The organism is Streptomyces panaciradicis, assembly GCF_023516615.1.
In the GTDB taxonomy this organism is placed as follows: Bacteria; Actinomycetota; Actinomycetes; order Streptomycetales; family Streptomycetaceae; genus Streptomyces; species Streptomyces panaciradicis.
Genome location: NZ_JAMGBF010000118.1, coordinates 34,800 through 48,029 on the forward strand (window position 1 = coordinate 34,800; position 13,230 = coordinate 48,029).

Sequence of the window (13,230 nt, forward strand, 5' to 3'; positions counted from 1 at the left end):
GCGGCATGAAGGTCGGTGCGGTGATCATCACCATGGGCAACCGCCCCGACGAGCTGCGCGCCCTGCTCGACTCGGTCGCCAAGCAGGACGGCGACCGCGTCGAGGTGGTCGTCGTCGGCAACGGCTCGCCCGTCCCCGACGTCCCCGAGGGCGTCCGCACGATCGAGCTGCCCGAGAACCTCGGCATCCCCGGCGGCCGCAACGTCGGCATAGAGGCCTTCGGCCCCAGCGGTCGCGATGTCGACATATTGATGTTCCTCGACGACGACGGCCTGCTGGCGCAGCACGACACCGCCGAGCTGTGCCGCCGGGCCTTCGATGCCGACCCCCGGCTCGGCATCATCAGCTTCCGCATCGCCGACCCCGACACCGGGGTCACCCAGCGCCGCCACGTCCCGCGCCTGAACGCCAAGGACCCGATGCGCTCCTCCCGGGTCACCACCTTCCTCGGCGGCGCCAACGCCGTCCGCACCCAGGTCTTCGCCGAAGTCGGCGGCCTGCCGGACGAATTCTTCTACGCCCACGAGGAAACCGACCTTGCATGGCGGGCCCTCGACGCGGGCTGGATGATCGACTACCGGTCCGACATGGTGCTGTTCCACCCCACGACCGCGCCCTCGCGGCACGCGGTCTACCACCGCATGGTCGCCCGCAACCGCGTCTGGCTGGCCCGCCGCAACCTGCCCGCGCTCCTGGTCCCGGTCTACCTCGGGGTCTGGCTGCTGCTCACCCTCGTCCGCCGCCCCTCGCGGCCCGCCCTGAAGGCGTGGTTCGGCGGGTTCCGGGAAGGCTGGACCACCGCATGCGGGCCGCGCAGGCCCATGAAGTGGCGTACCGTGTGGCGGCTGACCCGACTGGGCCGGCCCCCTGTGATCTGACAAGCTCGTTCCTGTGACTCCTCGGCCCGACCAAGGGCCCCAGGTTCCATGCCATGCCCGCACAGGCTGCGCATCACGAAGACGAAGGTTTCCAACCAGTGAGTGAGACAACGCACGACGGCACGGTCGCGCTGAGCGCGTTCCCGCCGCCCGACGAGGGCCTCACGGCGGCACAGCTCGCCGACAAGTACGGGCTGACCGTGAGCGGCGCCCGGCCCTCCCTCGTCGAGTACGTCCGCCAGCTCTGGGACCGGCGTCACTTCATCCTCGCCTTCTCGCAGGCGAAGCTGACCGCCCAGTACAGCCAGGCCAAGCTCGGCCAGCTGTGGCAGGTGGCCACCCCGCTGCTGAACGCGGCCGTGTACTACTTCATCTTCGGCGTCATCCTGCACGCCAGCCGGGGCCTGCCGCAGGAGGTCTACATCCCGTTCCTGGTGACCGGCGTGTTCGTGTTCACCTTCACGCAGAGCTCGATCATGACGGGCGTGCGCGCGATCTCCGGCAACCTCGGCCTGGTGCGCGCCCTGCACTTCCCGCGCGCCTCGCTGCCCATCTCCTTCGCGCTGCAGCAGCTCCAGCAGCTGCTGTTCTCGATGATCGTGCTGTTCGTCATCGTGATCGCCTTCGGCAGCTACCCCGGCCTGTCCTGGCTGCTGATCCTGCCGATCCTGGTGCTGCAGTTCCTCTTCAACACCGGGCTCGCGCTGATCGTGGCCCGCATGGGCTCCAAGACGCCCGACCTCGCCCAGCTGATGCCGTTCATCCTGCGCACCTGGATGTACATGTCCGGCGTCATGTTCTCGATCAACCACATGCTGGCCGGCCGCTCCGAGGCCTTCATCCGCGTGATGCAGCTGAACCCGGCGGCCATCTACATGGACCTGATGCGCTTCGCCCTCATCGACGGCTACGGCGCCTCCAACCTGCCCCCGCACGTGTGGGCCGTCGCCCTGTTCTGGTCCGTCGTCGTCTTCGCCGGCGGCTTCGTGTACTTCTGGAAGGCAGAGGAGCGGTACGGCCGTGGCTGAGCACAACACCGAGGACGCCGTCCCGACCGTCATCGCGGACGAGCTGCACATCGTCTACCGCGTCCACGGCGCGAAGACCGGCAAGGGCAGCGCCACCGCCGCGCTCAGCCGCATCGTCAAGCGCGGCGAGGAGCGCGGGGTGCGCAAGGTGCACGCCGTCAAGGGCGTGTCCTTTGTCGCCTACCGCGGCGAGGCCATCGGCCTGATCGGCTCCAACGGCTCCGGCAAGTCGACCCTGCTGCGCGCCATCGCCGGCCTGCTGCCCGCCGAGAGCGGCAAGGTGTACACCAACGGCCAGCCCTCCCTGCTGGGCGTGAACGCGGCCCTGATGAACGACCTGACCGGCGAGCGCAACGTCATCCTGGGCGGCCTCGCCATGGGGATGAGCCGCGAGGAGATCAGGGAGCGCTACCAGTCGATCGTCGACTTCTCCGGCATCAACGAGAAGGGCGACTTCATCACGCTGCCGATGCGCACCTACTCCTCCGGCATGGCGGCCCGGCTGCGCTTCTCCATCGCCGCGGCCAAGGACCACGACGTCCTCATGATCGACGAGGCGCTGGCCACCGGTGACCGCAAGTTCCAGAAGCGCTCCGAGGAACGCATCCGTGAGCTGCGCAAGGAGGCGGGCACGGTGTTTCTGGTCAGTCACAACAACAAGTCGATCCGTGACACCTGCGACCGCGTGCTCTGGCTGGAGCGCGGTGAGCTGCGCATGGACGGGCCGACCGAAGAGGTCCTCAAGGAGTACGAGAAGTTCACGGGCAAGTAGTCCACCCGCGCCTGGACGTAAAGCGCCAGGACGGATCGCCGGGCCCCGCCGCAACCTCCGCGGCGGGGCCCCGCGTCTGCAAAGGAAACGTCAACTCGGCGACCGCTTAGGAATCTTGACGCCAATCGGTGTGTTGTTGTGATGTGCAGGACACCCCAGGGATCCTCGCTGCGTTGTACAACGTAAGCTGTACCGGTCCCGAAACACGGCAAGTGGGGCGATAATGCGCGACACCCTCAAGCGGGACAGTCGTGCGGACGGCTGGGCGGCGTGTCCGAAATAGTGTGTATTGGGTCTGCGGTGTAGAACGGGAGATGTGACGGCAATGGCTACGGAAACTCCCCAGCTCCACGCAGCGTGTGCCGTCCCCGCGCCGGGCAGCGAGCGGTGACGGCAGGCGACTCGTCGCGCCCCGGTGATCCGGAGCGCGGCACGCTCGACAAGGCCGCGGGCGAGAACTTCCCCGTGGCGCCCTTCTTCCTGCCCAGGGACTGGCGCGACGACCTCATGGCGGTCTACGGCTTCGCCCGCCTCGTCGACGACATCGGCGACGGCGACCTGGCCCCCGGCGGCGCCGACGCCCGGCTGCTCGGCGTGTCCCCCGCGGACGCCGAGGACCGGCTGCTCCTCCTGGACGCCTTCGAGGCCGACCTCGACCGGGTCTTCTCCGGCGAGCCCCGCCACCCCCTGCTGCGCCGCCTGCAGCCCACGGTCCGCCGCCGCTCGCTCACCCCCGAGCCCTTCCGCGGCCTGATCGCCGCCAACCGCCAGGACCAGCTGGTCAGCCGCTACGAGACCTACGACGACCTGCTCGCGTACTGCGAGCTGTCGGCCAACCCCGTGGGCCGGCTGGTGCTGTCCGTCACCGGCACCTCGACGCCCGAGCGCGTCCGGCTCTCCGACGCGATCTGCACGGCGCTGCAGATCGTCGAACACCTGCAGGACGTCGCCGAGGACCTCGGCCGCGACCGCATCTACCTGCCCGCCGAGGACATGAAGCGATTCCACGTCCAGGAGGCGGATCTCGCCACACCCACCGCGGGCGCATCGGTGCGCGCACTGGTTGCATACGAAGCAGAACGCGCCCGCTGTCTCCTGAATGAAGGCGCCCCCCTGGTGGGTAGCGTCCACGGCAGGTTGAAGCTGCTGCTCGCGGGGTTCGTGGCGGGGGGAAGGGCGGCGGTCCACGCGATCGCCGCCGCCGAATACGACGTACTTCCCGGCCCGCCCAAGCCCGGCAAGCTCCGGCTGCTGCGCGAGGTGGGCGTGACTCTGCGAGGAGAGGGGTGATCCGGACCGTGGAGTCGGAACAGCACGTGTCCGCACCGGTACTCGCCGCCTACAGCTACTGCGAGGCCGTCACCGGACAGCAGGCCCGTAACTTCGCGTACGGCATCAGACTGCTGCCGACGCCGAAGCGGCGCGCGATGTCGGCGCTGTACGCGTTCTCGCGGCGCGTCGACGACATCGGCGACGGAGCGCTCGCCGGGGACGTCAAGGCCGCGAGGCTCGAGGACACCCGGGCGCTGCTGACCCGGGTGGGCGCCGGCGAGGTCGCCGAGGACGACATCGACCCCGTCGCGGTCGCCCTCGCCCACGCCGCCGAGGCCTTCCCGATCCCGCTCGGCGGCCTCGACGAACTGATCGACGGCGTGCTGATGGACGTCCGCGGCGAGACCTACGAGACCTGGGACGACCTGAAGGTCTACTGCCGCTGCGTCGCGGGCGCCATCGGGCGGCTCTCGCTCGGCGTCTTCGGCACCGAACCGGGAGCGCGCGGCGCCGAGCGCGCGTCCGAGTACGCGGACACCCTGGGCCTCGCGCTGCAGCTCACCAACATCCTCAGGGACGTCCGCGAGGACGCCGAGGGCGGACGCACCTATCTGCCCTCCGACGACCTCGCGAAGTTCGGGTGCTCAGCCGGGTTCCACGGCCCCACCCCGCCGGAGGGCTCCGACTTCGTGGGCCTCGTGCACTTCGAGGTGCGGCGGGCCCGCGCCCTGTTCGCCGAGGGCTACCGGCTGCTGCCGATGCTCGACCGGCGCAGCGGCGCCTGCGTGGCGGCCATGGCCGGCATCTACCGCCGCCTCCTCGACCGCATCGAGCGCGACCCCCAGGCCGTGCTGCGCGGCCGGGTCTCGCTGCCCGGCCGGGAGAAGGCCTACGTCGCCGTCCGCGGGCTGTCCGGCCTGGACACCCGGCATGTGACGCGGAGGACCGTCAGGAGGCGCGCCTGATGGACAAAGCGGTCCAAGGTGATTCCAGCGGCGAAAAGCGGCACGCAACCCTCCGGACGAGGACGGCGTCCCTGACTGCGACGGCCTGCCGTGCACGGTTCGACCACGGCGGTCGCGCAGGGGAGGACGCACGATGAGCGACGGCACGCGGCCGGGGGGACCGGCCGCCGGCACCCCGGGACGGTCCGGGCGCGACGCCGTCGTGATCGGCGGCGGGCTCGCCGGCATCACCGCCGCGCTCGCCCTCGCCGACGCCGGAGTCGGCGTCACCCTGGTCGAGAGCAGGCCGAGACTGGGGGGCCTCGCCTTCTCCTTCCGGCGCGGCGACCTGACCGTCGACAACGGCCAGCACGTGTACCTGCGCTGCTGCACCGCCTACCGCTGGTTCCTCGACCGCATCGAGGCGGCGGCGCTGGCGCCGCTGCAGGATCGTCTCGACGTGCCCGTCCTCGACGTCGCGCGGCCCGAGGGCCGACGGCTGGGCAGACTGCGGCGCGACGCCCTGCCCGTGCCCCTGCACCTGGGGCGCAGCCTGGCGACGTACCCCCATCTCTCGCTCGCCGAACGGGCCAGGGTGGGCCGTGCCGCGCTCGCGCTCAAGGGGCTCGACCTCGCCGATCCGGACCTGGACACGCAGGACTTCGGCAGCTGGCTGGCCGCGCACGGCCAGTCGGCGCGTGCCGTCGAGGCCCTGTGGGACCTGGTCGGGGTCGCCACCCTCAACGCGGTCGCGGGCGACTCCTCGCTGGGGCTCGCCGCGATGGTGTTCAAGACCGGTCTGCTGTCCGACCCGGGCGCGGCCGACATCGGATGGGCCCACGTCCCGCTGGGCGAACTGCACGACCGGCTCGCCCGCAAGGCGCTCGACTCCGCGGGCGTGCGTACCGAGGTCCGTACACGCGTCACCTCCGTCCTCACTGACGAAAACGGGCGCTGGAGCGTTCAGGTTCCCGGCGAACGGCTCACGGCGGACGCCGTCGTGCTCGCCGTGCCCCAGCGCGAGGCCCATGACCTGCTGCCCGAGGGCGCCCTCGACGCCCCGGAAAATCTTCTGAGGATCGGCACCGCGCCGATCCTGAACGTGCACGTCGTCTACGACCGCAAGGTGCTCGAGAAGCCGTTCTTCGCGGCCCTCGGCACCCCCGTCCAGTGGGTCTTCGACCGCACCGACGCCTCCGGACTGCGCGAGGGCCAGTACCTCGCGCTCTCCCAGTCGGCGGCGCACGACGAGATCGACGAGCCGGTCGCCGCGCTGCGCGAGCGCTACCTGCCCGAGCTGGAACGGCTCCTTCCCGGGACCCGCGCCGCCGTCGTCAGGGACTTCTTCGTGACCAGGGAGCGCACGGCGACCTTCGCTCCCGCCCCCGGCGTCGGACGGCTGCGGCCCGGCGCCCGTACCAAGGCCCCCGGCCTCTACCTGGCCGGAGCGTGGACCGCCACAGGGTGGCCCGCGACCATGGAGAGTGCGGTCCGCAGCGGTGTCAGTGCGGCGGACGCCGCGCTGAGCGCCCTGGGCCGGCCCCGCCCGCACCGACTCTTCGAGTTCGAGGAGGCGGCCTGATGCTCGACCAGCACGCGGCAGGTCCCCGCACCCCCGGTACCGCAACAAGAGGAGAGACTGTGCCCACTGTGCCCCCGGCCGAGAAGGCCGATCGAGAGACCGCAGTGGACGTGACCGCGCTCCTCGAGCGCGGCCGGACCCTTGCCACACCGGTACTGCGCGCGGCCGTGGACCGTCTCGCCGCTCCCATGGACACCGTCTCCGCCTACCACTTCGGCTGGATCGACGCCGACGGCAAGCCCGCCGACGGCGACGGCGGCAAGGCCGTACGCCCCGCCCTCGCGGTGCTGTCCGCCGAGGTCACCGGCGCCGCGCCCGAGGTCGGCATCCCCGGCGCGGTCGCCGTCGAGCTGGTGCACAACTTCTCCCTCCTGCACGACGACCTGATGGACGGCGACGAGCAGCGCCGCCACCGCGACACCGTCTGGAAGGTGCACGGCCCCGCCCAGGCGATCCTCGTCGGCGACGCCCTGTTCGCCCTCGCCAACGAGGTCCTCCTCGAACTCGGCACGGTCGAGGCCGGCCGCGCCACCCGCCGGCTGACCACCGCCACCCGCGCCCTGATCGACGGCCAGGCCCAGGACATCTCCTACGAGCACCGCGACCGCGTCAGCGTCGAGGAGTGCCTGGAGATGGAGGGCAACAAGACCGGCGCCCTGCTCGCCTGCGCCTCCTCCATCGGCGCCGTCCTCGGCGGCGCGGACGAGCGCACCGCCGACACCCTGGAGAAGTACGGCTACCACCTCGGCCTGGCCTTCCAGGCCGTCGACGACCTGCTCGGCATCTGGGGCGACCCGGTGTCCACCGGCAAGCAGACCTGGAGCGACCTGCGCCAGCGCAAGAAGTCCCTGCCGGTCGTGGCCGCCCTCGCGGCGGGCGGCTCCGCCTCGGAGCGACTCGGCGAGATCCTCGCCGCCGACGCCAAGAGCAGCGACTTCGAGAACTTCTCCGAGGAGGAGTTCGCGGCCCGCGCCGCCCTCATCGAGGAGGCGGGCGGCCGGGAGTGGACGGCGCAGGAGGCGCGCCGCCAGCACACCATCGCCATCGAGGCCCTCGACGCCATCGACATGCCCGACCGGGTGCGGGATCGGTTCGCGGCGCTCGCCGACTTCGTCGTCGTACGGAAGAGATGATCATTATCGGTCGAATAGCCCTCGCGTAGTCGCCGGCCGGCGCCGCAGCAGAGGTTTCACAGGCACCGGCCGACGGCGGACCCACAGCAGCACGACTTCGCACGACTGCACGAAGGGGAAGCCATGACAGCGACGACCGACGGAAGCACCGGGGCACTGCCGCCCCGAGCTGCCTCGGCCAGCGAAACCGAGAGCACCACCCCCGCGGCGGCCGGGGTCCACGACGTCGCCGTGCGCGCGACCCAGCGCGCGACCGACTTCCTGCTGTCCCGGCAGGACGCCCAGGGCTGGTGGAAGGGCGACCTCGAGACCAATGTGACCATGGACGCCGAGGACCTGCTCCTGCGGCAGTTCCTGGGCATCCTCGACGAGACCACCGCGCACGCCGCAGCCCTGTTCATCCGCGGCGAGCAGCGCGAGGACGGCACCTGGGCCACCTTCTACGGCGGGCCCGGCGAACTCTCCACCACCATCGAGGCCTACGTCGCCCTGCGGCTGGCCGGCGACGAACCCGACGCCCCGCACATGGCCAGGGCCGCCGCGTGGGTCCGCGCGCAGGGGGGCATCGCCGCCGCCCGGGTGTTCACCCGGATCTGGCTCGCGCTCTTCGGCTGGTGGAAGTGGGAGGACCTGCCCGAACTCCCGCCGGAGCTGATCTACTTCCCGAAGTGGATGCCGCTCAACATCTACGACTTCGGGTGCTGGGCCCGGCAGACCATCGTGCCGCTGACGATCGTCTCCGCGAAGCGGCCGGTGCGGCCCGCGCCCTTCCCGCTGGACGAGCTGCACACCGACCCGTCCGACCCCAACCCGCCCAAGCCCCTTGCCCCGGTGGCCAGTTGGGACGGCGCCTTCCAGCGGCTGGACAAGGTCCTGCACCAGCTGCGCAAGGCCGTGCCGCGCGGACTGCGCAGGGCCGCCATGAACAGCGCCGCCCGCTGGATCATCGAACGGCAGGAGAACGACGGCTGCTGGGGCGGCATCCAGCCGCCGGCCGTGTACTCGGTCATCGCGCTCTATCTGCTGGGCTACGACCTCGAACACCCCGTGATGCGCGAGGGGTTGGCCTCACTGGACCGCTTCGCCGTGTGGCGCGAGGACGGGGCCCGGATGATCGAGGCCTGCCAGTCGCCGGTGTGGGACACCTGCCTGGCGATGATCGCCCTGGCCGACGCGGGGGTGCCGGCCGACCATCCGCAGCTGGTCAAGGCCGCGGACTGGATGCTCGGCGAGCAGATCGTGCGGCCCGGCGACTGGTCCGTCAAGCGGCCCGGACTCCCGCCGGGCGGCTGGGCGTTCGAGTTCCACAACGACAACTACCCCGACATCGACGACACCGCCGAGGTGGTCCTCGCGCTGCGCCGGGTCAGGCACCACGACCCCGAGCGGGTGGAGAAGGCCATCGGGCGCGGGGTGCGCTGGAACCTCGGGATGCAGTCGAAGAACGGGGCGTGGGGCGCCTTCGACGTCGACAACACCAGCCCGTTCCCCAACCGGCTGCCGTTCTGCGACTTCGGCGAGGTCATCGACCCGCCGTCCGCGGACGTCACCGCCCACGTCGTGGAGATGCTGGCCGTCGAGGGACTCTCCCACGACCCGCGCACCCGGCGCGGCATCGAGTGGCTGCTGGCCGAACAGGAGCCGGACGGCTCGTGGTTCGGGCGCTGGGGCGTCAACTACGTCTACGGCACGGGGTCCGTCGTGCCCGCCCTCGTCGCGGCCGGCTTCCCCGGCTCGCACCCGGCGATCCGCAGGGCGGTGACCTGGCTGGAGTCGGTGCAGAACGACGACGGCGGCTGGGGCGAGGACCTGCGCTCCTACCACGACAGCAAGGAGTGGAGCGGCAAGGGCGCCTCCACCGCCTCGCAGACCGCGTGGGCCCTGATGGCCCTGCTCGCGGCGGGGGAGCAGGACTCCAGGTCCGTCGAGCGGGGCGTCGAGTGGCTCGCCGCCACCCAGCGCGAGGACGGCTCCTGGGACGAGCCCTACTTCACCGGCACCGGCTTCCCCTGGGACTTCTCCATCAACTACCACCTCTACCGGCAGGTCTTCCCGCTGACCGCGCTCGGCCGCTACGTCCACGGAGAACCGTTCTCCACCGGCAAGGGGGGCTGATGAGCACCCAGCCCGCCCCGGCACCGCTGCTGATCGCCTGCGCGCTCGGCATCGAGCGCCTCGCGCTGCGCAGGGGCGACCGCGGCGAGGCCGGCGGGCCGGTCACCGTGCTGCGGACCGGGATGGGGCCGGAGGCGGCCGAGCGGTCCGTCACGCGGGCGCTGGCCGATCCGGCGCTCACCGACGCCGCCGTACTGGCCACCGGGTTCTGCGCCGGGCTCGCGCCCGGGATGCACCCCGGGGACCTGGTCGTCGCCGAGGAGACCCGGGCCGCGGACGGAACCGTTCCGTGCGTGGGGACCGACCTCCTCGTCAAGGAGCTCGTGCGTGCGGTGCCCGGCCGCACCGTCCACACCGGCCCGCTCACCGGCTCGGACCATGTCGTCCGCGGTCATGAACGGTCGGATCTGCTCGCGACCGGCGCGATCGCGGTCGACATGGAGTCCGCCGCGACGCTCCTGAGCGCCGTGCGCACCGGCGAGCGCCCCGTTGCGGCCGTACGGGTGGTCGTGGACGCTCCTGAACATGAACTCGTCCGTATCGGCACGGTGCGCGGTGGAATATCGGCTTTCCGCGTTCTTCGCTCGGTACTTCCGGCTTTTTTCGAATGGCACCGTAATTTGCTGCTCCCCAGGAGGTGAGCCAGATGGCCATGCCGCTGCGTCAGTCCATCAAGGTCGCTACATACTTGGCCGAACAGAAGCTCCGCAAGCGGGACAAGTTCCCCTTGATCGTGGAGCTGGAACCTCTCTTCGCATGCAACCTGAAGTGCGAGGGCTGCGGCAAGATCCAGCATCCGGCGGGCGTGCTCAAGCAGCGCATGCCGGTCGCGCAGGCCGTGGGGGCGGTGCTGGAGTCGGGTGCCCCGATGGTGTCCATCGCCGGCGGCGAACCCCTGATGCACCCTCAGATCGATGAGATCGTGCGGCAGCTGGTGGCCAAGAAGAAGTACGTCTTCCTGTGCACCAACGCCATGCTGCTGCGCAAGAAGATGGACAAGTTCACGCCCTCCCCCTACTTCGCCTTCGCCGTGCACATCGACGGACTGCGCGAGCGGCACGACGAGTCGGTGGCGAAGGAGGGCGTCTTCGACGAGGCCGTGGAGGCGATCAAGGAGGCCAAGCGGCGCGGCTTCCGGGTCACCACCAACTCCACCTTCTTCAACACCGACACCCCGCAGACCATCATCGAGGTGCTCAACTTCCTCAACGACGACCTCAAGGTCGACGAGATGATGATCTCGCCCGCCTACGCCTACGAGAAGGCGCCCGACCAGGAGCACTTCCTGGGCGTGGAGCAGACCCGCGAGCTGTTCAAGAAGGCCTTCGCGGGCGGCAACCGCCGCAAGTGGCGGCTCAACCACTCGCCGCTGTTCCTCGACTTCCTCGAGGGCAAGGTCGACTTCCCGTGCACCGCCTGGGCGATCCCGAACTACTCGCTCTTCGGCTGGCAGCGCCCCTGCTACCTGATGAGCGACGGGTACGTCCCGACGTACCGCGAGCTGATCGAGGAGACGGACTGGGACAAGTACGGCCGCGGCAAGGACCCGCGCTGCGCCAACTGCATGGCGCACTGCGGCTACGAGCCCACCGCCGTCCTCGCCACCATGGGGTCCCTGAAGGAGTCGCTGCGCGCGATGCGCGAGACGGTCTCCGGAAACCGGGAGTGAGGTCATGACCGCCGTTTCCCTGGGCGTCCCCGAGGTGCCGGCCCGGCCGATCGCCGAGCGCCGCGTGTCGCGGCAGATCCACGTGGGCCCGGTGGCGGTCGGCGGCGGGGCGCCGGTGTCGGTGCAGTCGATGACGACGACCCGTACGTCCGACATCGGCGCCACCCTGCAGCAGATCGCCGAACTCACCGCGTCCGGCTGCCAGATCGTCCGCGTCGCCTGCCCCACGCAGGACGACGCGGACGCGCTGGCCACCATCGCCCGCAAGTCCCAGATCCCGGTGATCGCCGACATCCACTTCCAGCCGAAGTACGTGTTCGCGGCCATCGAGGCCGGCTGCGCGGCCGTACGCGTGAACCCGGGCAACATCAAGAAGTTCGACGACCAGGTCAAGGAGATCGCCAAGGCCGCCAGGGACCACGGCACGCCCATCCGGATCGGGGTCAACGCCGGGTCGCTGGACAAGCGGCTGCTGCAGAAGTACGGCCGGGCGACTCCCGAGGCGCTGGTGGAGTCGGCCCTGTGGGAGGCGTCCCTCTTCGAGGAGCACGACTTCCGGGACATCAAGATCTCCGTCAAGCACAACGACCCCGTCGTCATGGTCAACGCCTACCGGCTGCTGGCCGAGCGGTGCGACTACCCACTGCACCTCGGGGTGACCGAGGCCGGTCCCGCCTTCCAGGGCACGATCAAGTCGGCCGTCGCCTTCGGAGCACTGCTCTCGGAGGGCATCGGCGACACGATCAGGGTCTCGCTGAGCGCGCCGCCCGCCGAGGAGGTCAAGGTCGGCATCCAGATCCTGGAGTCCCTCGGGCTCCGGCAGCGGCGCCTGGAGATCGTCTCCTGCCCCTCGTGCGGCCGGGCACAGGTCGACGTCTACAAGCTCGCCGACGAAGTCACGGCCGGCCTGGAGGGGATGGAGGTCCCGTTGCGGGTAGCCGTGATGGGCTGTGTGGTCAACGGCCCCGGTGAGGCACGGGAGGCGGACCTGGGGGTCGCCTCCGGCAACGGCAAGGGCCAGATCTTCGTCAAGGGCGAGGTCATCAAGACCGTCCCCGAGTCGAAGATCGTGGAGACCCTCATCGAGGAAGCGATGAAGATCGCCGAACAGATGGAACAGGACGGCGTCGCCTCGGGGGAGCCGGCCGTCACCGTGAGCTGAACAGCACGGACCGAAGGGGGCCCGAGCGTGACCATTCTGGAGAACATCCGGGGACCACGCGACCTTAAGGCGCTGTCCGAGGCGGAACTTCGCGAACTGTCAGAGGAGATCCGGGAGTTCCTGGTGCACGCGGTCGCCAGGACCGGCGGACACCTCGGGCCCAACCTGGGCGTGGTGGAACTGTCCGTCGCGCTCCACCGGGTCTTCGAGTCACCGGTGGACCGCATCGTCTGGGACACCGGCCACCAGAGCTACGTCCACAAGATCCTCACGGGCCGCAAGGACTTCTCCAAGCTGCGCGGCAAGGGCGGCCTGTCCGGCTACCCCTCGCGCGAGGAGTCCGAGCACGACATCGTCGAGAACAGCCACGCCTCCACGGCGCTCGGCTGGGCCGACGGCCTCGCCAAGGCCCGCCAGGTGCAGGGGGAGAAGGGGCACGTCGTCGCGGTGATCGGCGACGGCGCGCTGACCGGCGGCATGGCCTGGGAGGCGCTGAACAACATCGCGGCCGCCAAGGACCGGCCGCTGATCATCGTCGTCAACGACAACGAGCGGTCGTACGCCCCGACCATCGGCGGGCTCGCGAACCACCTCGCCACCCTGCGCACCACCGACTCCTACGAGAAGGTCCTCGCCTGGGGCAAGGAGGTGCTGCTGCGCACACCCGTCGTCGGC

Annotated in this window: 13 protein-coding genes; all 13 read left to right on the forward strand. The window is 70.6% G+C overall.

Translation table 11 applies throughout. The features are described 5' to 3' along the window. Nucleotides 1–5: 5 nt before the first annotated feature. Nucleotides 6–878 carry a glycosyltransferase family 2 protein gene (locus M8J74_RS32200; RefSeq protein WP_249839826.1) on the forward strand — a complete coding sequence of 291 codons (873 nt, stop codon included), beginning with the start codon at nucleotides 6–8 and terminating at the stop codon, nucleotides 876–878. 98 nt (nucleotides 879–976) lie between these two features. After that, on the forward strand, nucleotides 977–1,906 hold the full coding sequence (locus tag M8J74_RS32205; protein ID WP_249839827.1) for an ABC transporter permease: 930 nt from the start codon (nucleotides 977–979) through the stop codon (nucleotides 1,904–1,906). Continuing rightward, nucleotides 1,899–2,678, forward strand: coding sequence for an ABC transporter ATP-binding protein (locus tag M8J74_RS32210; RefSeq protein ID WP_249839828.1), 780 nt, complete (start codon nucleotides 1,899–1,901; stop codon nucleotides 2,676–2,678). The genes M8J74_RS32205 and M8J74_RS32210 overlap by 8 nt, the downstream gene beginning before the upstream one ends. Before the next feature lie 387 nt (nucleotides 2,679–3,065). After that, nucleotides 3,066–3,968, forward strand: a complete 903-nt coding sequence (gene hpnC, locus M8J74_RS32215; RefSeq protein WP_249839829.1) for a squalene synthase HpnC — start codon at nucleotides 3,066–3,068, stop codon at nucleotides 3,966–3,968. After that, nucleotides 3,965–4,915 carry a presqualene diphosphate synthase HpnD gene (hpnD, locus tag M8J74_RS32220; protein WP_249839830.1) on the forward strand — a complete coding sequence of 317 codons (951 nt, stop codon included), beginning with the start codon at nucleotides 3,965–3,967 and terminating at the stop codon, nucleotides 4,913–4,915. The genes hpnC and hpnD overlap by 4 nt, the downstream gene beginning before the upstream one ends. Then, the gene (locus M8J74_RS45075; protein ID WP_372500336.1) at nucleotides 4,915–5,052 is read left to right on the forward strand and encodes a DUF6380 family protein; all 138 of its coding nucleotides are present in this window, start codon (nucleotides 4,915–4,917) and stop codon (nucleotides 5,050–5,052) included. Before hpnD ends, M8J74_RS45075 begins: the two co-directional genes overlap by 1 nt. After that, entirely contained in the window at nucleotides 5,049–6,476 is a 1,428-nt protein-coding gene (gene hpnE, locus M8J74_RS32225; RefSeq protein WP_249839831.1) for a hydroxysqualene dehydroxylase HpnE, read from the forward strand. Before M8J74_RS45075 ends, hpnE begins: the two co-directional genes overlap by 4 nt. Nucleotides 6,477–6,544: 68 nt before the next feature. Then, nucleotides 6,545–7,609: a polyprenyl synthetase family protein gene (locus M8J74_RS32230; RefSeq protein ID WP_249839837.1), complete on the forward strand. Its 1,065-nt coding sequence runs from the start codon at nucleotides 6,545–6,547 to the stop codon at nucleotides 7,607–7,609. Nucleotides 7,610–7,732: 123 nt separating this feature from the next. Continuing rightward, nucleotides 7,733–9,724: a squalene--hopene cyclase gene (shc, locus tag M8J74_RS32235; RefSeq protein ID WP_249839832.1), complete on the forward strand. Its 1,992-nt coding sequence runs from the start codon at nucleotides 7,733–7,735 to the stop codon at nucleotides 9,722–9,724. After that, nucleotides 9,724–10,365 (forward strand): phosphorylase family protein, encoded by a 642-nt coding sequence (locus M8J74_RS32240; RefSeq protein WP_249839833.1) that lies wholly within the window; start codon nucleotides 9,724–9,726, stop codon nucleotides 10,363–10,365. Before shc ends, M8J74_RS32240 begins: the two co-directional genes overlap by 1 nt. Nucleotides 10,366–10,370: 5 nt before the next feature. Continuing rightward, a complete protein-coding gene (hpnH, locus tag M8J74_RS32245) occupies nucleotides 10,371–11,393 on the forward strand; it encodes an adenosyl-hopene transferase HpnH (RefSeq protein WP_249839834.1) in 1,023 nt (340 codons plus the stop codon). A 4-nt stretch (nucleotides 11,394–11,397) separates the two neighbouring features. Then, a complete protein-coding gene (gene ispG / locus M8J74_RS32250) occupies nucleotides 11,398–12,555 on the forward strand; it encodes a flavodoxin-dependent (E)-4-hydroxy-3-methylbut-2-enyl-diphosphate synthase (protein ID WP_058921837.1) in 1,158 nt (385 codons plus the stop codon). A 27-nt stretch (nucleotides 12,556–12,582) separates the two neighbouring features. Continuing rightward, nucleotides 12,583–13,230 (forward strand): 1-deoxy-D-xylulose-5-phosphate synthase N-terminal domain-containing protein (locus M8J74_RS32255; RefSeq protein ID WP_249839835.1); only part of this gene is annotated, 648 nt, incomplete at its 3' end.

What these genes read in the sequence shown, in the direction of transcription:
- M8J74_RS32200 (WP_249839826.1), top strand. Translation starts at nt 6, where the DNA reads ATGAAGGTCGGTGCGGTGATCATCACCATGGGCAACCGCCCCGACGAG.
- M8J74_RS45075 (WP_372500336.1), top strand. Translation starts at nt 4,915, where the DNA reads ATGGACAAAGCGGTCCAAGGTGATTCCAGCGGCGAAAAGCGGCACGCA.
- hpnE (WP_249839831.1), top strand. Translation starts at nt 5,049, where the DNA reads ATGAGCGACGGCACGCGGCCGGGGGGACCGGCCGCCGGCACCCCGGGA.
- shc (WP_249839832.1), top strand. Translation starts at nt 7,733, where the DNA reads ATGACAGCGACGACCGACGGAAGCACCGGGGCACTGCCGCCCCGAGCT.
- M8J74_RS32240 (WP_249839833.1), top strand. Translation starts at nt 9,724, where the DNA reads ATGAGCACCCAGCCCGCCCCGGCACCGCTGCTGATCGCCTGCGCGCTC.
- hpnH (WP_249839834.1), top strand. Translation starts at nt 10,371, where the DNA reads ATGGCCATGCCGCTGCGTCAGTCCATCAAGGTCGCTACATACTTGGCC.
- ispG (WP_058921837.1), top strand. Translation starts at nt 11,398, where the DNA reads ATGACCGCCGTTTCCCTGGGCGTCCCCGAGGTGCCGGCCCGGCCGATC.